Source organism: Phaeodactylibacter sp. (genome assembly GCF_040219495.1).
GTDB lineage: Bacteria > Bacteroidota > Bacteroidia > Chitinophagales > Saprospiraceae > Phaeodactylibacter.
Genome location: NZ_JAVJSK010000100.1, coordinates 40764 through 58878 on the forward strand (window position 1 = coordinate 40764; position 18115 = coordinate 58878).

Sequence of the window (18115 nt, forward strand, 5' to 3'; positions counted from 1 at the left end):
ATCAAAACACCCGCTCCCGCAACCGCGCCACCAATACCTCCGGAGCCGCTTCAATACTCAACACCACCGCATCAGCAGGCGGCTCAAGCGCATCAAACTGAGACTGCAGCAGGGCCGGGGGCATAAAGTGGTCTTTGCGGGCTTCCATCCGGGATTTGATCAGGTCGTAACTGCCTTCCAGGTAGACCCAGGTGGTTTGGGCTGCTATACCGGCGCTGAGGGTGGCTCTGTACCGGGCCTTGAGAGCAGAACAGGCCAGCACCAGCGACTGCCCCGCTTCGAGTTTTTCGACAACGAACCGGTGTATGGCTGCCAGCCAGTCCGCCCGGTCTTCATCCGTTAGCGGTTGACCGGCGGCCATCTTTTCGACGTTGGCATCGGGGTGGAAATCATCCCCATCGTAGAAGGGAAGGCCTGTGGCTTCGGCAAATTGCCGCCCAATGGTTGACTTCCCGCTTCCTGCGACGCCCATGATGTAGATGACCTGGCTCATATGTTCAGTAATGTGTTGAGAACAAAAGGGCTACCAAAGTTGGTGCACAAGGGGTTTGATACCCGCTTCGTACAGCCCCTGTATCTTTTTTAGTACATCACCAGTCAGGGGTGCTGCTTCGGCTGCCGCCAGGTTGCTGTCGACTTGCTCAGCTCGGGAGGCACCAGGGATGATGGTGCTCACTTCCGGGCGGCGCAGAATCCATTGCAGGGCCGCATGGGTGAGGGGGTAGCCTTCCGGCAAAAAGCCTTCGATTTTGTCTACTGCTTCCAGCCCTGTTTCAAACGGGATTCCCGCGAAAGTCTCCCCTTTGTCAAACCATTCTCCATTGCGGTTACCGTGGCGGTGGTCGCCTGCTCCGAAGGTAGAGGACTTGGAAAACTTACCGGTTAGCAGGCCGCTGGCCAAGGGCACACGTACGATGATCCCAACATTTTTTGCCTGTGCCGCTCCGAAAAAGTGCTCCTCCGGGCGCTGCCGGAACATGTTGTAGATGATCTGCACGCTGGCAACGTTATCAAACTCCAGCGCTTTCATCGCTTGTTCCACCTTTTCCACGCTTACGCCAAGGTGCGCGATTTTGCCTTCCGCTTTGAGGTCCTCAAAAAGACCGAAGATTTCAGGCCGGTAGTAGACTTCCCAGGGTGGGCAGTGGAGCTGTATGAGGTCGATTTGCTCCAGCCCAAGGCGTTTGAGGGAGTCTTCGACGTACCCCCGTAAGGCTTCCGGCGTGTAGCCTTCGCTGACGTGGGGGTTGATCTGCCGGCCGCACTTGGTGGCTACGAAAATGCGCTCACCGGAGTCCCGGACCGCTTTGCCCACGGCTTTTTCACTTTCTCCGCCTTCGTACACATCGGCCGTATCAATGAAGTTGACGCCCTGATCGATGGCGCTGCGCAGAATAGATTGCGCGAGGCCGTGGTCGAAACCGCTTCCCCATTTGCCGCCGACCTGCCAGGTGCCCAGACTGATGGTTGAGATGTTGAAGCCGGTCTTTCCCAAGGTTCGGTATTGCATATTTCAAGGTTGTGTTTGCCCGGCCATCTCCAGCAGCTTTAGGATGGTTTTCCAGTTGCGGGTGGTGGCGGGCACTTTCAGTTTGCGTTCTATAAAGTTGTTGTTGAGTTTGGCTCGGCCGTAGCCGTTGGGGCAGTGCAAGTACACGGCTTTGCCCTTGAGTTCGAAGTGCTCATCGGGGAAGGACAGCCCGGTAAAGACCTTAGCAGCCTCCACTTCCGGGACAGTCTCCAAAAAGGTAACCAACATACGGGCAGGATCAGATGCCGCAGCTTCCGGAAATGGGTTGCCTGCTGCCACATGTTGCAGTTCCTCTGAGCTGACCACCAGCGTAGGGACCTCAAAACCGTATGCTTCCAGGATTTTCCCCTTAATCGCAGCAGCGAGGTGTCCCTCAGGGGCAGCCGGGCTTTCGAACGTAATATTCCCACTTTGGATGTAGGTTTGCACGTCGCCCAGCTTCAGGTCGCTGAGGTGTGCCCGCAGGTCAGCCATTTTGATTTTCTTTTGCCCGCTGACATTAATGCCACGCAGCAAAGCGATGTACTTCGGCATAGCTGGTTATTTCCACTCAATAGTCGTCTGTAGCAGGTCGCTGGAATTCGGGCCCACCATGATGTCAAAAGTGCCGGGCTCGGTGACAAATTGGCCATCAGGCATGTAGAAGCCCAGCTCTTGTGGAGTCAGCCGGAAGGCAATCGTTCGGCTCTCGCCGGGTTGCAGCATCAGCTTCTCAAACCCTTTCAGTTCCTTGGTGGGGCGCACCACGCTTGCCGCCCGGTCCCGGATGTAGAGCTGAACAACCTCTTCCCCGGCCCGGTCGCCGGTATTGGTTAGCTTCACCGTTACCTCTATGGATTGCCCGCGCAGGTTAGCCTGCAGATTATCGTAGGCAAAGGTGGTATAGCTCAGCCCATAGCCAAATGGAAAAAGCGGGCTCAGGGGCGAGTCGATGTAGTGGGTGTAAAAGACATCTCCCTTGGTATTGGGGCGGCCGGTATTGTGCATATTATAGTGGATGGGGACCTGCCCGAGATTTCGGGGGAAGGTCATGGGCAGCTTGCCACTCGGGTTGTAATCGCCGTAAAGTACCTGGGCGACGGCATGGCCGGTTTGAGAACCCAGTTGCCACGCTTCCACAATTGCCGGGATGCGCTCTGCAGCCCAGGGAATGGTCAGTGGGCGGCCATTGTTGAGCACCAGCACAACGTTGGGATTGTTTTCGTAGACTTTTTCCAAAAGCTCCTGCTGCAGGCCCGGCAGGCTGATATCGGTCCGGCTGCGGGCCTCTCCGCTCATGAAGCCATGTTCGCCGAGTACCATGATGACGACATCGGCATTCTGAGCGGCCTCAATCGCTTCCGCCATACCGGTCCGGTCGGTGGTGTTGACTTCGACCGGGGTGACGAAAGTGGGCTCATTGGCCCAGAGCTTTGGCCCCTCTGCAAAGGTGACTTCATTGCCCTCATAGGCAGAAAGCCCTTCTAAAACAGAGACAGCGGTGCCATCATCGGAGCCGATGCGCCAGCTGCCGAGGGGGCTGGTTTTGTCATTGGCGAGCTGACCGATCAGGGTGATTTTAAGGCCTTCCTTTTTCAGGGGGAGCAGGTTGCCTTCGTTTTTGAGCAGTACAATCGACTTCTTAGCCATATCCAGGACTGCTTCCTGATGAGCCTCATTGTAGAGGAGTTCTTCTTCCCGCTCCTCATTACAGTACCGGTAGGGGTCTTCAAACAAGCCCAGCATATACTTAGCGCGCAGAATTCGGCGCACGGCGTCATCAACCAGGGATTCGCTGACGGCACCGGACTCCACGAGGTCCTGCAAGTGATTGATGTAAGCGTAGGACTCCATGTCTATATCGGAACCTGCCGTGACAGCTTGCTTAGCTGCAGCCTTCAGGTCTTCAGAATAGCCATGCTCTTCCATCTCGGCGATAGAGGCCCAATCCGAGACCACCACCCCTTCAAAGCCCCACTTGCCTTTCAGTAAATCCCGTTGCAGGTAGCTGCTGCCGGTAACGGGTTGACCGTTGAGTAGGTTAAAGCCATTCATAAAACTGCCGACGCCTGCCTTTATGGCTGCCCGGAAAGGGGGAAGGACAGTATTGTGCAATGTGGCCGTACCAATATCAGCAGTGTAATAATCCAGGCCAGACTGGGCAAACCCGTAGCCGGCAAAGTGTTTGGCGCAAGCCATGATGGTGTTGTTGGCGCTGAGGTCTTCGCCCTGAAAACCCCGGATTCGCGCGGTAGCAATAGCACTGCCGAGGTAGGTGTCTTCCCCACCGCCTTCCATAACCCGGCCCCAGCGGGCATCCCGGGAGATGTCCATCATGGGGGCAAAGGTCCAGCTAACGCCGGTTGCTGAAGCTTCAGTGGCAGCCATATGGGCGGAGGCTTCAATGGCTTTCAGGTCCCAGCTTGCGGCTTCTGCCAATGGGATGGGGGCCAGGGTCTTGTAGCCATGGATAATATCGGAAGCGAAAATTAACGGAATGCCCAGGCGCGACTCCTCAACGACCAGCTTTTGCATAGCCCGGACTTCCTCCACGCCCCGTACATTCAGCACGGAGCCCACCCGGCCATTGCGGAGGTCTTCGTATTTGCGCTTTGCATTTCCGGCGGAAGGCGCGGGCCCGGTGGCTTCCCAAAAACCGCTGTACTGGTTCATTTGCCCGATCTTCTCCTCCAGGGTCATTTTGGAGAGGAGATCGTTGATAAATTGGTCCATGTTTTCGTTTTGTGCCTGTGCAGAACATAGCCATGTTGCAGCCAGGAAAAGTAAAAATGTCTGTCGCATAGAAGTAGCTTGGTTATTTATTAGACTTGATGCATCGGGGATCATTACAGGGTTGAAAATAGCTCATTTTTCTCATTGTACTGACCCGACGCATCAAATCTATTGAATAGGTAACGCAGCAGTTGCTGCCAATAACTTTCCGGAGTATTTATGGCGGACTTCCACACGGCACTGGATTGTCTTATTGTCCCCGGTAGTTGGGAAAGCAAAGTCAGGGACCGATAACCGCAGTGGACGCTGTGGGGTAAATTGATGAAATTGGCGGCTCGAAATGGCCCCGATTAACTCCCGCTCCGCTTCCAACTGCCCTTCCGGGTTCTTATAATCCGGGTCAGGGCTTGAAACGGGGTTGCCATCCTTATCAAAAAAGCGGGCTTTGACAATGGTCCGCGTCTGATTGGTGATTTGCCCCGTGATTAGGATGTTCAGCGGCCCGGAATGACTACCATCAGCCCAGGAGAATTTTACCTCGTCAATGCGGGCTTCCTGACTGGATGCGGGCAGCATGAAAGCTTGGGTTTTGAGGGGCGTTTTTGCCTGGGCGCGTGGGGTGGGCAGGCTCAGTTCTTTGGAGACTGCCTCCAGAGTCGACTTTGGCAGTTTATAGGTTTTGAGGCCTTGCAGGATCTCCTGATTGGAGGCTAAGGTGCCGATAGGGATCGTTTTCACCCCCGGTGTGGCTTCGGAGGGGGGCAGGTCCGGCGCCTGCGTTTCATCCTCGAGTAGGATATAACCGGCCACAATCCCTGTTCCCATCAATGCGCCCAGGACGGCTGCGCTCTTTGGGTTGTGCAGGGCTGTTTTACCGTACTGGGCAATTTGCCGCATTTGAGCAGGGGTGGCGGATTTAGAAAACTGAATAGCCAGCTTCGAATTACGGCTTACCTGCCCCAGCTTTAGCAGGTCGTCCTGAGCGCTGATGACGGTCCGTTTAATCGCCTGCTGGCCGAAGGGGCTGGACTTGCTGAAGACCAGGGCGTTGTCGCTTTCAGCGGAGATGAGCATCAGGTCATCCAGGGTTGGAGGAAGGGTAGGGTTGACCGGCCCTTGTCCACAGGCTGTCAGGAGTAAAAGGGCCAGTAAAATTGGGAGTCGGGCGTACATGGCTTATGGTTTGTTGCAATATTGTTGAATCAGTGCATCAGCCAGCGGAAGCCCCATTTCCTGCACTTTTTTCCAGTCTTCACAGGCCTGATGCCTGTCGTGGTAGTACTGCACATACAGATACCCCCGGTTGGTGAGTGCCAGGGGGTGGCTGGGAGAAATGAGGAGGGCTTGGTTGAGGTCTTCCAATGCCTGCTTCCAGTCTGGTTTGGAGCCTTGCATGAGTAAGGTGCCCCGTTCAATGTAAGCTTCCGTAAAGGCGGGCTCTGCTTCAATGACGGTGGTGAAGGTTTGAATGGCGGCTTTGGTCTGTCCTGCCCGTCTTTGCTGTTGGCCCGCCATGAACAGGTCTATTTTCCGGCGGTGCTTATCGTAGAAAGCTTCGGAGGCTTGTTCCGGGTCTGCTTCCCACAACCTGAATTGTTTAATCAGCTCAATAGCCTTGGCTTTCAGTTGATTGCGTTCTACTTCCCGGTCGTCTCTTTCGGCCAGCCCCGGCTGATTATGCCAGAGTTCACCTTCAAGTTCCCGCCACTGCCGGAGCCACTGCCGTGCTGTAAAGGCCAAAGGGAGCCAGTTGCGCTGTTCGGCGCCGGACTGCAGCTTCTCAATGGCCTCTTGTGGGCGGCCTTGCTTTATGATGTTGAGCAGATCACTGCTGTTGTGCCTGGTGGTATGCATGGCTCGGGTTTTCCGTCTGCCATAATACGAAAATCCTGTAAATTCTAAGGCTTTACGGGTAGGTTCGGTTTGATATGATTAACAACCCGCCGGATGGTCTTGCGCCGGATTTCCCGCTCCAGTTCGCGGTTGATTTCGCGCAGCACATATTGGAACTTCAGGCTCAGGCTGTCCTTGCGAATGTCAACTACCTTGAGGTTGTAGCTTGCCGGTTCGATGTGGGCTTCGTATTCCCTGATGGAGCGAATGAGGTCAGACTCCAGCTCCTCCACGGTCTGAATGGAAGTCGTAAGCACTTCAAACTCGATACTCACTTTTTTAATTTCCCGCCGGGTGTAGTTGACGATCTCACCGGAAAAGACTTTGTTGTTGGGCAGGAAGATGACGTCATCATCTTCATTCAGCAAGGCAATCTTGGTCAGGTTGATGTCAATAATTTTGCCTTTTTGTTCGCCAATTTTCACATAATCATCGATGTTCACTTCTTTAGAAAAGCTGATAATGATGCCACTGATGATTTCTGATACATAGTCTTTGGAGATGATGGCAATAGCTGCCGCAACGATGCTGAGGGTTGTGAAGAGCGTTTTGAGGTCTATATCCCAAAACCCAAGCAGGGTAGTCAGCCCGGCTGCAGTGAGCACGATGTAATAAATATTGCGCAGGCCGATGAGCACATTATCATTTTTAGCCGCAGGGAGCTTTTTATTCCGTCGGTAGAGGAAACTCAGGACCGCCACGATCAGGCTGGCACTCAGGGCAAACACAATAAACCCCAAGACCAGGTTGGCGTAGCCTGCCAGGTGCGCATCAAAATAAGTCTCTACGGGCCAATTGATCCGGAGAGTGAGCAGGGCTGCCAGCAGTAAGGTGCTAAATACCACGCGCATCCCACCTTTATTGAAAAAAGACATGTGCTAGGAATTGTATGCTTAGAACACCGCCGTTTGCCCACTGGTTGCTCTGGCTGTCATAAAACGAGCTAACTGACGGGCAGCACGGCTCACCATAGGCTTTCCCGACAGGTCCTCCATGGGCTTGATACCGCCAATACTCAGGGTATTGACTTCAGAAAGCACCCGCAGCCCTTCGTCGTTAACCAGGGTGTCCATACCAAACATAACGATGCCTTTAGGCAAAAGGACTTTAGACAGCTCCCGCGCCATTTTCCGCTCGCGTTCATCGGGCTCCGAAAATACAGCCTGGCCACCCTGGGCGGCATTACAAAGCCAGGACCCCTTGGGGGGCATACGCAAAACGGAGCCAAGAATCCTGCCATTGACTACCACGGTCCGTTTATCGCCCTGCTTTACGTTTTTCAGGAAGCGCATGCCGAGGAAGCCACCTTGCTCAAAACCAGCTTCCAACTCCCGGGTGCGCTGTTGGATGGGGACGGGCTTTTGCTGCTCGTATATTTTGCCATTTTTGACTTTCAGGATGCCCTGCCCGCCGTAGCTGTGCAGGGGCTTGAGGACGATAGGGTAGCGCGACTGCATTTCCCAGACGTCTTCCATAGACTGACAAAGCTTAATATCGGGGCTCCACTTTGGGAACTGCGTCAGAAAAGCTTTGGTACTGGTCTCCCGGATCCCCGAAGGACGGTTGAAAATGCGGGATTCCGGGTATACGGAGCATAAAAACTCAAAGAAGCCGCCTGGAATAGGGTGAGGCAGCCGCAGCCATATCCAGTCGTAATCATTCAGCTCGGCAGGGACCGTCTCTTGCAAGAAGCGATAAGGGGCATGTGCGAAGTGCATCTCGCCGTCCAATGACCAGGCGCGGACCCGCGTAGAGGAGTAATCGGTGAAAAAGCCAGCATTTGCCGTATTGCCCCGGCTGGCAACGTGTACATGGGCAATGCCCGGTTGCCGGCGTAAAGCGCTGCATAAGGCGTAGAGGGAGTTGTGCTCCGTGTGGTTGCTGTGATCGGTGAGGACCAGAATGCTTAGTTTTCTGTTCATTGTTATCATTTGCGCATTGATCACGCAAATCGGGGTCAAATTGTATTACTTTCCGGAAAAAAGCAAGCAAAAAACACAAGGAATTAGTTAGGGTACAGCATTAAGAGCGTGTTGGGACTTTAGTAATCGGCCTGCAAACTACACTTTTTTGCTTATACTTCGTCCCGAAAATCCTTCCCGCAAACTGCGGGACAGGCTATTTAGCTAAGGCTAAACTCCGGTTTTCGTGCCTCGTCTAACTCAAAAATTGTTAGTTTTCGACTAGAAGACAAAAGTCCCAACACGCTCTAACAGGAGAACGCTTTTGCCATACCTTTGTCAAACCTGCCTTGCTACCGCTCTTTCAGCGGGAAGGGCAGTGGGTTTCGTTACGTATAAAACTTCAAACGGATTCAAATTCCGTACCTTTCCCGAAAAGGGAAATGCATGAAGCAATCGCCACTACTCGTTCTGTTTGTCACCATATTCATTGACCTGCTGGGGTTTGGGCTGATCATCCCCATTCTGCCGATTTATGCCAATGAGTTGGGCGCTTCCGGTACAGTCATCGGGCTGGTCGCGGCGAGTTTTTCGTTTATGCAATTCCTGGTGGCGCCTTTCTGGGGCAACCTCAGCGACCGCAAAGGACGCAGGCCTATTTTGTTGATCAGCATATTCATCACCGGGCTCGGCTATCTCATCTTTGCGCATGCCGGCAGTCTGATTTTGCTCTTTACAGCCCGTATTGTAGCGGGCATTGGCTCTGCCAATATTTCCACCGCCCAGGCTTACATTAGCGATACGACTCCGCCGGATAAGCGTGCCAAAGCTTTTGGGATCATCGGGGCTGCCTTTGGGCTGGGGTTCATCTTCGGCCCGCCTTTGGGTGGATTTTTGAAAGGCAATTTCGGCATCGAATATGTAGGCTACGTTGCCGCCGCCCTTTCCGCCCTTAACCTCCTGATGGCTTACTTCCTCTTGGGCGAAAGCCTGAAAGAGCCGAAGTCAACTTCCGGCCCGCTGTTTGAGAACCCCCTGTCTGACTTCCGATATGGGCTAAGCAAGCCCGTAGTGAATGAACTCCTGATTATCAACTTCATCTTCATCACCGCTTTCTCGCTCATGACGGTATCGGTTACCCTGCTTTGGGAAGAACACTATGGGCTGAATGAGGAACAAGTCGGCTATACGTTCGCTTTTCTGGGGGTCATCACAGCCATTGTACAGGGTGGTTTGGTGGGCTGGGCGTCCCGGACTTTTGGAGACCGCACTTTATTAATTACGGGATATGTGCTTATGTTCATCGGGTTGACTTCCCTGCCCTTTGTGCCGGTACAGTACTTTATTCCACTGGAGTTGCTGGCTATTGTATTCATCGCCCTGGCGAATGGGGCACTCACGCCGACGATCACCTCTCTGCTGTCCAAGAGCTCTTCGGAAAAAGAGCAGGGGCGGATTTTGGGGCTGGGGCAGTCGGTTGGCTCCCTGGGCAGGGTTGTGGGCCCTTTTTTGGGGGGATGGCTGTACGGGCTGCATTACCAATACCCTTACATCGGTAGTGGTTTCCTGATGATTGTCTGCCTGCTCCTGGCGGTGCGTTTGGTGAAGGGGCGGCTATCGGTATAGTAGCGCTACTACCGGTTTAAACGGGCGCCCATCGAAATGCTGATCCCCTGCAGCGGGCTGTTGAACCCCTGGCTCAGGGCTTCGGTAGTACCTTCGTAAACGAGTGCAACACGGACGCTTTGACCAGTCCGCATACTGGTATGATAGGCAACCAGACCAACCTGGAAGAACAGCAGTGATTTATTCATATGCCCGTCGAAGTAACCTTCTATCGCGTCAGCAGAAGCAATGCCTTCGAACAAATGGCTGGTACCCCATTCTGGCAGAAAATCTTTCGCGCCGTAATCGCGTTCGCCGTAGAGCGTCCTGACCTGACTTATTGGGGTCATCCCCATTCGGGCACCTGCATGGAAGGCAAGGTTGAAGCCAGGTGTACCGTAAGGCTTTGTTAAGTATTCGGTATGAACATTCAGGGTGGTCATATAGCCGTTGTGTTTTACCCGGTCCAGGTAATAGTCCTCCTCGCTGCTTTGCAGTACAAAACCGATGTCAGTGGCCAACTCAGGAATAGTGCTGTAGGTTTGTAACTGAAAGTACTGGGCACGGATGCCTACCCCGCCACCAAAAGATAGCCTTGGGGTCAGTTGATACCAGGTGTTGACGTCGATGCTGCTGTGCCAGACCATACCAAAATCCCGGTTGGAAGCCAGGTGCGGATGGTCCGTGTATGCACTGCTGCCCACACCGGCCTGTAGGCTGCCGCCAAATGACCACGGTGAAACGGATTGAGCAGAAAGGCTGCTGTAGCAGGAGCATGCTACGCCAAGTACCAGAAACGTTATTAGCGCGTTTTTTATCATCTTTCAAGAATTTGACTTAAGATAAGTATTTTGATTATTAGGGGCAAGTTGGGCTGCAACTTACACCTGCCCGGATTGTCTCTGGAAAGGAAAGCAAACGGAAAAATTATGAAAAATTCGGCTACTACCTGGTTCATCATGGCGTTGTGCGTATGGCAAAGTATGGCGCTTGATGCACAAGGCAACCAATACTTTCGACAGTACCTGCCCGAAATAGCGAACCCGGATAACGGTGCTTACATGGGTGTTTATCTGGAGGCTATTAGCCGGGAAAAAGCCAAAGCGCTAGGGTTTAGCAACCTCTACGGCAGCTATATCAAGAAGGTCATTCCGGGCACCCCGGCAGACCGGGCAGGGCTAAGGGCGCTGGACTATGTCTACGGGGTGGATGCTTACCGGACGGGGGCGGAACAACCCCTGTCCCGCATCCTTGACCGTTACCACGCCGGAGACCGGGCTGCTTTGCATGTGCAGCGCGGGAGCAACCGTTTGGACCTCAGTATTATCTTCGGCAACTGGCAGGAAGACCGCCGGGAAATTACCGTCACGCCTTGTCAGGACCCTTTCCTGGGAGTCATGAAGCAGAGTCAGGCTTCCCAAAAGGGGGGTATAGTTGTCCATATAGTTGACCAGTCCACAGCCGACAAGATGGGCCTGAAGGACGGGGACGAAATCCTGCGGATCAACGGCTACAAAATCCTGGACTGGACCGACCTGACCTACGCCATTAACGATACCGAGGTGGGCGAGGACATTCAAATTGTCGCCTGGAGAGGGCAGGGGGAGATTGAGCGTGCCCATCCCATTCAATCCCGATGTGCCTTCGAGCAGATCAAGTCTGCTGCGGCAGTGAGGCAGGGAGAACAGAAAGGGAAAAGCTACTTCGACACTTACCTTAAAGACAGCAGGGGGCGTAAACTGCTGAGCCAAAGCATGGACCGCAGCGCTGTGCAGCGGGCCAATAGCCAATATGGCCTGGCGCTGAAAACCGATCAGTCGCTGCCGGTTCAGGATTTCTACTTCAGCGCAGATTTTGATGAAAAGGTGCTGGAGATGAGTTTTGAACTGCCTGAGCAAGACGCCACACGGATCCGGGTTTACAATACCAAAGGGCGGGTGATCTACGATTTTGACCTGGGCAACTTTTCAGGCACGTTCAAGGACCGTACCAATCTGCTGCAAAATGGATCCGGAGATTACTTTCTCGAAGTACAGCAGGGCAGGCAAAGTAGCGTCCGAAGAATCGAAATCCGGCAATAGCCGGTTTACACATCCTTTACCGGGATGCGCTTTTTGAGGTCCCGGTTCACGGCAATACTGGCATTTAGCTCGAAGCCGATGAGCAGAATGAGCGAGTTGATCTGTATCCACAGCATGAGCGCAATAATGGCGCCCAGAGAGCCATAAAGCTCATTGTAGGTATTGAATTCATTGACATAGAAGGAGAAGGCCAGGGAAGAAATAATGCAAAGTATGGTGGCAAGGGTCGCCCCCGGCGAAAAAATCGCAAACCGGCGTTTGGCGGCAGCACCGTAGCGGTAGATTAAGGCAATGCCCATATAGAAAAAGAAAATAATAGCCACCCATCTCAGCAGCTGAATAGTGATATTGGTGAAGCGGTCGAGTGCAATAAAATCATTGAGCAGCCCAAAGAGAAACTCGCCGAGGATAATCAATACCACGGCTGCAATCAAAAGGACCCCAATGAAGAAAGTCAGCCCTATGGCAATAAAGCGCTTTTGAAAAGCATTCCGGCTCTTGAACGTCTTATTGTAGGATTTGTCAAAGCCGCGCATCAGGGCAATCATGCCATTAGAAGCAAAATAGATGGCAAAAATGAAACCCACGCTGAGCAGGCCAAAACGGGGGTTGTTCGTGATGTCGTCTACAAAAGCAAAAAGGCGTTCTCCGGTCACGCCAGGCAGGATGCGCTGAATCTCAGTGCGCAGGTAGGCATCAAAGTTCTCCCCCTCCGGCAGATACTGAATAAGGGCCCACTTGAAAAGGGGGATGAGGGTGAAAAAAGCGATCAGCGACGGGAAAATGGACAGGAAGAAGTTGTACGCAATCGCGTAAGAACGGGTAAACAGGTCATTCCGCTTCAGCTCATTCTGAATGAAGACAATCACATCATAGATCGGAACCTTAAAAAAGCCCGGGAAAGAGTTGTGCTGCGACCATTCCACCACCTGTTTGACAACGGGCAGGTTGAACAATTGCTTCTGCAGGGCTTCTATGTCTATCTTAGGCTTCTTCAAAGTAAGGCTTCAATTGGTTGACCAACATTTCCGGGGCCGGAATGGTTTTGCCCGACTTCGCATCCACAAAGCATAGCTTTACGGTAGCTCCGTTGACGAGCTTGCTACGCTCATTGAACAACTCCATGTGAAAGGTGATGAAGCGTTCCGGCAACTGCCGCAGCGTCGTCCGGATGGTCAGTAGTTCGTCGTAATGGGCTGGCCGGACATAGCGGATATTCATGGAGACCACCGGCATCAGGATACCCTGCTCTTCCTCCATCGCTTTGTACGTCAGGCCCAGCGACCGCAGCATTTCCACCCGCCCGATTTCGTAGTATTGCGGGTAGTTGCCGTAGTAGAGGTAGCCCATCTGATCGGTTTCGCCATAGCGGACCCGCTTTTTGAATTCGTGACTGTACATGTTTTTGTCGTGCATTAGCGGGCCCAGCGGTTGACAATTTCCTGCACCGAGCCGGTATAGCTGCGGCCAAACAAATTGACATGGACCAGTAGATAGTAAAGTTGGTAAATGCCGGCGCGTTCCCTGAATCCGGGAGCGGTAGGGTAGGTCTGCTCGTAGGCCTCATAGAATGCCGGTGCGAATCCGCCAAACAGCAAAGACATACCAAGATCCATCTCCCGGTGGGCATAGCTCACAGACGGGTCAATCAGGACCGGGCTGCCATCGGCGGCAGTAAGAAAGTTGCCGCTCCAGAGGTCGCCGTGGGTCAGCGCAGGGGGTTCTTCCGGGCAAAGGTCGGGTAACCGCTCGTACAAACGGTCGAACTGCGCCTCGGCTCCCGCCCATAGTAAATTTTGCTGTGTAGCCATGCGGACTTGCGGGTACAGGCGTTCTTCCCGGTAAAAGCCGGCCCAATTGGCATGCCGGTGGTTGCGCTGCGGCAAGCTGCCGATGAAGTTGCCCTGGTCAAGCCCAAAGGTGTCGGCCGTGTGCTGATGCAGCCTGGCCAGCCCTTCGCCAAAGGCCTGCCAAAAAACAGGGGTTGCCCGCCCTTCTTCAATGAAAGCCAGTAAAAGATAGCTTTGCCCGTCCACGTTCCCCTGCCGGATCACTTCCGGCACACGTAGCGGGCCCGCCTGCCCGAGCAATTGCAAACCATAGGCATCACAGGCCATCATCGCACCAGCCTGCGGGGCATCATTGACCTTTAGGAAGAAGTGGCCCTTTGAGGTTTCCAGGCGGTAAGCGGCATTAATACTGCCACCACTCACCGGCCGGCTTCGCTCCACGGGCGATCCGGTGGCTTGGGCACAGGCTTGCAGAATGGCATCTGATAACAAAATCTACAGGCGGTTTTTATTGACAATTTCGAGCAGCTCGTCCCGGTAGTTTTTACCAATAGGCAGGTGCTTGGCTTGCCCTTTCTCCACCACTTCCACCATATTGCCCACTACCGCATCAATGCGCTCAATATTTACGATGTAGCTCCGGTGGATGCGCTTGAAGATGCCCTGCGGCAGCTTGTCTTCCAGGCTCTTCATCGTTTGCAGGGTGATGACCCGCGAGTTTTCCTGCCGGATAATCACGTAATCCTTCAGTCCTTCGATGTAGATGATATCCTGATAGTGGATTTTGACCAGCTTCTTGTCGGCTTTGACAAAAATGTAGCCGGGGTCATTGGGGGTGGCGGGTGCTGCATCAGCGGCGTTTCCCTTGCGTTTAAGCTCGATCTGCTCAATAGCTTTATTGGTCGCCTTCATGAAGCGCTCCAGGGAGATTGGCTTCAGAAGGTAGTCCAGTGCATTGAGCTCGAAGCCTTCTATCGCATAATTGGGGTAGGCGGTGGTAAATATCACCACAGGCGGTTTATTGAGGGTTTTCAGGAAGTCCACGCCGGTAAGCTGCGGCATCTGAATATCCAAAAACATCAGGTCAATATCCTTTGACTTCAAGGCCTCGTTGGCCTCCAGTGCATTACTGCATTTTTGAACGAGGGTTATTTCAGGAATCTTTTCGATGTAAGTCTCCAACACATCCTGTGCCAGGGGTTCGTCATCGACAATGATTGCATTGATCATACTTCCAGTTTTTTAATTTGAGGCTCGATGTCGAGCAAGAGGTTTACAGCGTAAGTGTTGGGGCTGTCTTCTATGTCCAGTTCGTAATGGTCAGGGTACAAAAGCTTGAGGCGCCGGTGGATATTGACCAGGCCAATGCCACCACTGGGGCGGCTGGGGTCCCGGCTGGGCGGCGCATCTGACTTACTGTTTTCGATGTAGAAATGTACGGTATTTTCATCAACATTCAATACAATATTCACGAAGCCTTCGCCTATGCGGCTGCTCAGGCCATGCTTAAAGCTGTTTTCCAGAAAGGGGATGAACATCAGGGGGGCAATCTTTTGGTCGCTGATCCGGCCATTGACCTCAAAGTTGATCACTGCATTTTTCCCCTGTCGTATACGCTCCAGGTCCAGGTAGTTACGGATGTAGGAGACCTCTTTGCTCAGCAGTACCTGCTTTTCATTGCACTCATAGAGCATATAGCGCATCATCTCAGAGAGCTTGAGCACAATCTCCGGTGCTTCGTCCGATTTCTTCAGCGTTAGCGCATAGAGGTTGTTGAGGGTATTGAACAGAAAGTGCGGGTTGATCTGCGATTTGAGGAACCGCAGCTCCGATTGCATGGTTTGGGTCTGTAGTTCCTGTCGTTCGCGCAGGTGCCGCAGCCAGTCGGTAATAATTTTGAAGACGGTTGAAGAGCCGGCAATGATGAAGGTCAGGAGGAAGTACCAGTTCATATTTTGCAGCAGGTCGGCCTGAAGTTGCGGCAGATGGCTGAACTTGAAGTAGAACACCAGTACCTTCAGGGGCGTGATGATAAGGGTAGCAAGGATCAGCAGCCCGCTGTAGGTCAGGAATTTCTTTTGGGTCAGGTAATTGGGGATGAGGTAGAGCAGGTTGAAATAGACCACGAGCCCGTAAAAGAGGATGTTGATCAGCTCATTGCTCAGGGTAAACCAGAACCCCTGCCGGGTATTTTCGAACAGGGTGAGCAGTAGCAGCACCATCAGCCAGAATAAGCTGTGGTAAACCTCGCGCCGGGTCAGGAATTTGTAGACCCGGTCGGCTTTGGATGTATGAGGATGTTTTTCCATGTTGGTTACTGCGGTCAAGGGGGCCTGCTTTAAGAGATTGTGTTGCCAATATACAGCTAATGCCCGTTTGGCATCAAAAAATGTAGACAGATTCAGGCTAGGCATCGACTTTGTGCAGGCAGACCACAGAAGAAACAGAAATATTTGTACTTTTGCGGTTCTATTTTGAGAGCTTCTGAAAACCGAAAAAATTGCAAAAGCCACTATGGTTTATCTGACTAGAAAAGAGCGGTTTAATGCCGCCCACAAATTATGGGTCGATAGCTGGAGTGAGGAGAAGAACCGGCAAATGTTCGGTAAATGCTCCAACAAGAACTGGCATGGGCACAACTACGACTTGTTCGTTACCGTCAAGGGCAGCCCTGATCCGGTGACGGGGTTCATAGTGGATGTCAAGCAGTTGAGTAAGCTGATCAAGTCTTCTATCGTCGACAAAGTTGACCACAGCAACCTCAACCTGGATGTCGACTTCATCCCCGAGGGAATGCAGCCCACCACGGAGAACCTGGTAATCTTGTTCTGGCAGCAGCTGGCCCCCTTGCTGGAAGGCTGCGAATTGCACTGCATCAAGCTCTACGAGACCGAAAATATCTACGCGGAATACTACGGTGAGTAAGCCGGAAGACAACCCTTTGCCGGCCCTGACGTTCTTCTTAAGAATCAACTTAATCAAAGCATGGCTTTCCACAAATCAGAGGATTACGACTCAGCAACTACCGATGCCCTTACCGAGTTCTACCGAGCGGCCATAGGCCGCCTGGGCGAAGATGTGAGCCGCGAGGGCCTGGTCAAAACACCGGAGCGGGCAGCCAAAGCCATGCAGTTCCTGACACAGGGCTACGAGCAGGACGCAGAACAAATCCTGAAGTCTGCCATGTTCCGCGAAGAGTACAGCGAAATGGTCATCGTAAAAGACATTGAACTGTACTCGCTTTGCGAACACCACCTTCTGCCATTTTTCGGAAAGGCACATGTTGCTTATATTCCCAACGGCTATATCGTCGGGCTGAGCAAAATCCCCCGGGTGATCGATGTGTTCGCCCGGCGCCTGCAGGTGCAGGAACGCCTGACTGACCAAATCCTGAACTGTATTCACGAGACCCTCAACCCGCTTGGGGTAGCCATTGTAATTGAAGCGCGCCACATGTGCATGATGATGCGCGGCGTTCAAAAGCAAAACTCAGTGACGACCACCTCCGCCTTCACGGGCGAGTTCCAGCGGGCAGAGACCCGGGCAGAGTTCCTGAATTTGGTTAGCGCAAGCTTGCATTAAATCCTCATCACCAGCCGTTTTCCGGTCGGTCCGCAATGCCGCAGACCTGGTTTGAAGAGGCATTATCAGAAAACTTCAAAACGAAACAGACCATGAAAGCCTACGTTTTTCCCGGGCAAGCTTCACAATTCGAAGGTATGGGCAAAGACCTGTACGAAAGTAGTGAACTGGCCAAAGCACTATTCGAGCAAGCCAACGACATCCTGGGGTTCCGGATTACGGATGTGATGTTTGAGGGCTCTGCCGAAGACCTCAAGCAGACAAGGGTGACGCAGCCCGCAGTATTCCTGCACTCTATCGTGAAAGCAAAAATGGCCGGAGCCGAAATGGACCCGGGCGCTGTTGCCGGGCATTCCCTGGGTGAATTTTCTGCCCTGGTAGCTGCGGGTGCACTCAGCTTTGAAGAAGGCCTCAAACTGGTGCAGGCACGCGCGCAGGCTATGCAAAAAGCTTGTGAAATGCAGGAAAGCACCATGGCGGCTATCATTGGCATGGACGATGAGGTAGTGGAAAAAATTTGCGCTGCCATTGATGAAGTGGTAGTGCCGGCTAATTATAACTGCCCGGGCCAATTGGTGATCTCCGGTAGCGTGGAAGGCGTGAATAAGGCGGTGGAAGCGCTCAAGGAAGCAGGTGCCCGGCGGGCTCTCGTGCTGGCCGTAGGCGGTGCGTTCCACTCTCCGCTCATGCAGCCGGCTCAGGATGAACTGCAGGCAGCTATTGAAGCAGCAGACTTCAATCAGCCATCTTGCCCGATTTATCAAAATGCGACGGCCACACCAACGAGCGACCCGGAAGTCATCCAGAAAAATCTCATCGCTCAACTGACGGCACCGGTCCGCTGGACACAGACGATGAAAAATATGATTGCCGATGGCGTCACCGAATTCATAGAAGTGGGAGGCAATGGCAAAACACTGCAGGGTTTCGTCAAAAAAGTCGACCGGCAGTTTCCCACAAGTGCGCTGTAAGCCTGGCGAAAAAACGAGGATGCCGCTGAACTAAAACCGTTACCAAACG

At 53.1% G+C, this 18115-nt stretch carries 19 protein-coding genes; 5 read left to right on the plus strand and 14 right to left on the minus strand.

All coding sequences use genetic code 11. The features are described from left to right. Nucleotide 1: 1 nt before the first annotated feature. From RIC19_RS15455 to RIC19_RS15490, 8 genes are all read right to left on the minus strand, one after another. On the minus strand, nucleotides 2–493 hold the full coding sequence (locus RIC19_RS15455) for a gluconokinase (protein ID WP_350179240.1): 492 nt from the start codon (nucleotides 491–493) through the stop codon (nucleotides 2–4). A 30-nt stretch (nucleotides 494–523) separates the two neighbouring features. Beyond that, nucleotides 524–1510, minus strand: coding sequence for an aldo/keto reductase (locus RIC19_RS15460; RefSeq protein ID WP_350179241.1), 987 nt, complete (start codon nucleotides 1508–1510; stop codon nucleotides 524–526). A gap of 3 nt (nucleotides 1511–1513) precedes the next feature. Then, on the minus strand, nucleotides 1514–2065 hold the full coding sequence (locus tag RIC19_RS15465; RefSeq protein ID WP_350179242.1) for a DUF1697 domain-containing protein: 552 nt from the start codon (nucleotides 2063–2065) through the stop codon (nucleotides 1514–1516). Nucleotides 2066–2071: 6 nt separating this feature from the next. Beyond that, complete coding sequence (bglX, locus tag RIC19_RS15470) at nucleotides 2072–4312, minus strand: beta-glucosidase BglX (protein ID WP_350179243.1); 2241 nt, start codon at nucleotides 4310–4312, stop codon at nucleotides 2072–2074. A 99-nt stretch (nucleotides 4313–4411) separates the two neighbouring features. Further along, nucleotides 4412–5416 (minus strand): hypothetical protein, encoded by a 1005-nt coding sequence (locus tag RIC19_RS15475; RefSeq protein ID WP_350179244.1) that lies wholly within the window; start codon nucleotides 5414–5416, stop codon nucleotides 4412–4414. Between the two features lie 3 nt (nucleotides 5417–5419). Then, complete coding sequence (locus tag RIC19_RS15480; protein WP_350179245.1) at nucleotides 5420–6097, minus strand: tetratricopeptide repeat protein; 678 nt, start codon at nucleotides 6095–6097, stop codon at nucleotides 5420–5422. A 44-nt stretch (nucleotides 6098–6141) separates the two neighbouring features. Continuing rightward, a complete protein-coding gene (locus tag RIC19_RS15485) occupies nucleotides 6142–7011 on the minus strand; it encodes a mechanosensitive ion channel domain-containing protein (protein ID WP_350179246.1) in 870 nt (289 codons plus the stop codon). Between the two features lie 18 nt (nucleotides 7012–7029). After that, nucleotides 7030–8058 (minus strand): ATP-grasp domain-containing protein, encoded by a 1029-nt coding sequence (locus tag RIC19_RS15490; protein WP_350179247.1) that lies wholly within the window; start codon nucleotides 8056–8058, stop codon nucleotides 7030–7032. 396 nt (nucleotides 8059–8454) lie between these two features. Between RIC19_RS15490 and RIC19_RS15495 the strand changes: the two genes are divergently transcribed. Continuing rightward, nucleotides 8455–9663, plus strand: coding sequence for an MFS transporter (locus tag RIC19_RS15495; RefSeq protein WP_350179266.1), 1209 nt, complete (start codon nucleotides 8455–8457; stop codon nucleotides 9661–9663). A gap of 8 nt (nucleotides 9664–9671) precedes the next feature. Here the strand turns inward: RIC19_RS15495 and RIC19_RS15500 are convergent, their stop codons facing one another. Beyond that, complete coding sequence (locus RIC19_RS15500) at nucleotides 9672–10463, minus strand: hypothetical protein (protein WP_350179248.1); 792 nt, start codon at nucleotides 10461–10463, stop codon at nucleotides 9672–9674. 108 nt (nucleotides 10464–10571) lie between these two features. Here RIC19_RS15500 and RIC19_RS15505 point away from each other — a divergent pair, with 108 nt between their 5' ends. Then, nucleotides 10572–11723, plus strand: a complete 1152-nt coding sequence (locus RIC19_RS15505) for a PDZ domain-containing protein (protein WP_350179249.1) — start codon at nucleotides 10572–10574, stop codon at nucleotides 11721–11723. A 5-nt stretch (nucleotides 11724–11728) separates the two neighbouring features. Here the strand turns inward: RIC19_RS15505 and RIC19_RS15510 are convergent, their stop codons facing one another. From RIC19_RS15510 to RIC19_RS15530, 5 genes are read right to left on the minus strand one after another with little or no spacing between them, the layout of a single operon-like run. Further along, nucleotides 11729–12721 (minus strand): YihY/virulence factor BrkB family protein, encoded by a 993-nt coding sequence (locus tag RIC19_RS15510; RefSeq protein WP_350179250.1) that lies wholly within the window; start codon nucleotides 12719–12721, stop codon nucleotides 11729–11731. Continuing rightward, nucleotides 12708–13124, minus strand: a complete 417-nt coding sequence (locus RIC19_RS15515) for an acyl-CoA thioesterase (protein ID WP_350179251.1) — start codon at nucleotides 13122–13124, stop codon at nucleotides 12708–12710. The genes RIC19_RS15510 and RIC19_RS15515 overlap by 14 nt, the downstream gene beginning before the upstream one ends. A gap of 14 nt (nucleotides 13125–13138) precedes the next feature. Continuing rightward, nucleotides 13139–14005, minus strand: a complete 867-nt coding sequence (locus tag RIC19_RS15520) for a fructosamine kinase family protein (protein WP_350179252.1) — start codon at nucleotides 14003–14005, stop codon at nucleotides 13139–13141. A 3-nt stretch (nucleotides 14006–14008) separates the two neighbouring features. Next, entirely contained in the window at nucleotides 14009–14743 is a 735-nt protein-coding gene (locus RIC19_RS15525; protein ID WP_350179253.1) for a LytR/AlgR family response regulator transcription factor, read from the minus strand. After that, a complete protein-coding gene (locus RIC19_RS15530; protein ID WP_350179254.1) occupies nucleotides 14740–15822 on the minus strand; it encodes a sensor histidine kinase in 1083 nt (360 codons plus the stop codon). The genes RIC19_RS15525 and RIC19_RS15530 overlap by 4 nt, the downstream gene beginning before the upstream one ends. A 205-nt stretch (nucleotides 15823–16027) precedes the next feature. On the opposite strand from RIC19_RS15530, the gene RIC19_RS15535 reads away from it, so the two are divergent. From RIC19_RS15535 to fabD, 3 genes are all read left to right on the plus strand, one after another. Next, the gene (locus RIC19_RS15535) at nucleotides 16028–16438 is read left to right on the plus strand and encodes a 6-pyruvoyl trahydropterin synthase family protein (RefSeq protein ID WP_350179255.1); all 411 of its coding nucleotides are present in this window, start codon (nucleotides 16028–16030) and stop codon (nucleotides 16436–16438) included. A 60-nt stretch (nucleotides 16439–16498) separates the two neighbouring features. Next, nucleotides 16499–17095, plus strand: a complete 597-nt coding sequence (gene folE / locus RIC19_RS15540) for a GTP cyclohydrolase I FolE (protein WP_350179256.1) — start codon at nucleotides 16499–16501, stop codon at nucleotides 17093–17095. 92 nt (nucleotides 17096–17187) lie between these two features. Beyond that, nucleotides 17188–18066, plus strand: a complete 879-nt coding sequence (fabD, locus tag RIC19_RS15545) for an ACP S-malonyltransferase (RefSeq protein WP_350179257.1) — start codon at nucleotides 17188–17190, stop codon at nucleotides 18064–18066. The last annotated feature ends 49 nt before the right edge of the window (nucleotides 18067–18115 follow it).

Bases quoted from the DNA above. Each gene is read 5' to 3' on its own strand.
- RIC19_RS15475 (WP_350179244.1), bottom strand. From the start codon at position 5,416: ATGTACGCCCGACTCCCAATTTTACTGGCCCTTTTACTCCTGACAGCC.
- RIC19_RS15535 (WP_350179255.1), top strand. From the start codon at position 16,028: ATGGTTTATCTGACTAGAAAAGAGCGGTTTAATGCCGCCCACAAATTA.
- RIC19_RS15490 (WP_350179247.1), bottom strand. From the start codon at position 8,058: ATGAACAGAAAACTAAGCATTCTGGTCCTCACCGATCACAGCAACCAC.
- RIC19_RS15455 (WP_350179240.1), bottom strand. From the start codon at position 493: ATGAGCCAGGTCATCTACATCATGGGCGTCGCAGGAAGCGGGAAGTCA.
- RIC19_RS15505 (WP_350179249.1), top strand. From the start codon at position 10,572: ATGAAAAATTCGGCTACTACCTGGTTCATCATGGCGTTGTGCGTATGG.
- RIC19_RS15530 (WP_350179254.1), bottom strand. From the start codon at position 15,822: ATGGAAAAACATCCTCATACATCCAAAGCCGACCGGGTCTACAAATTC.
- RIC19_RS15460 (WP_350179241.1), bottom strand. From the start codon at position 1,510: ATGCAATACCGAACCTTGGGAAAGACCGGCTTCAACATCTCAACCATC.
- folE (WP_350179256.1), top strand. From the start codon at position 16,499: ATGGCTTTCCACAAATCAGAGGATTACGACTCAGCAACTACCGATGCC.
- RIC19_RS15515 (WP_350179251.1), bottom strand. From the start codon at position 13,124: ATGTACAGTCACGAATTCAAAAAGCGGGTCCGCTATGGCGAAACCGAT.
- RIC19_RS15500 (WP_350179248.1), bottom strand. From the start codon at position 10,463: ATGATAAAAAACGCGCTAATAACGTTTCTGGTACTTGGCGTAGCATGC.
- fabD (WP_350179257.1), top strand. From the start codon at position 17,188: ATGAAAGCCTACGTTTTTCCCGGGCAAGCTTCACAATTCGAAGGTATG.
- RIC19_RS15485 (WP_350179246.1), bottom strand. From the start codon at position 7,011: ATGTCTTTTTTCAATAAAGGTGGGATGCGCGTGGTATTTAGCACCTTA.
- RIC19_RS15480 (WP_350179245.1), bottom strand. From the start codon at position 6,097: ATGCATACCACCAGGCACAACAGCAGTGATCTGCTCAACATCATAAAG.
- bglX (WP_350179243.1), bottom strand. From the start codon at position 4,312: ATGCGACAGACATTTTTACTTTTCCTGGCTGCAACATGGCTATGTTCT.
- RIC19_RS15525 (WP_350179253.1), bottom strand. From the start codon at position 14,743: ATGATCAATGCAATCATTGTCGATGACGAACCCCTGGCACAGGATGTG.
- RIC19_RS15465 (WP_350179242.1), bottom strand. From the start codon at position 2,065: ATGCCGAAGTACATCGCTTTGCTGCGTGGCATTAATGTCAGCGGGCAA.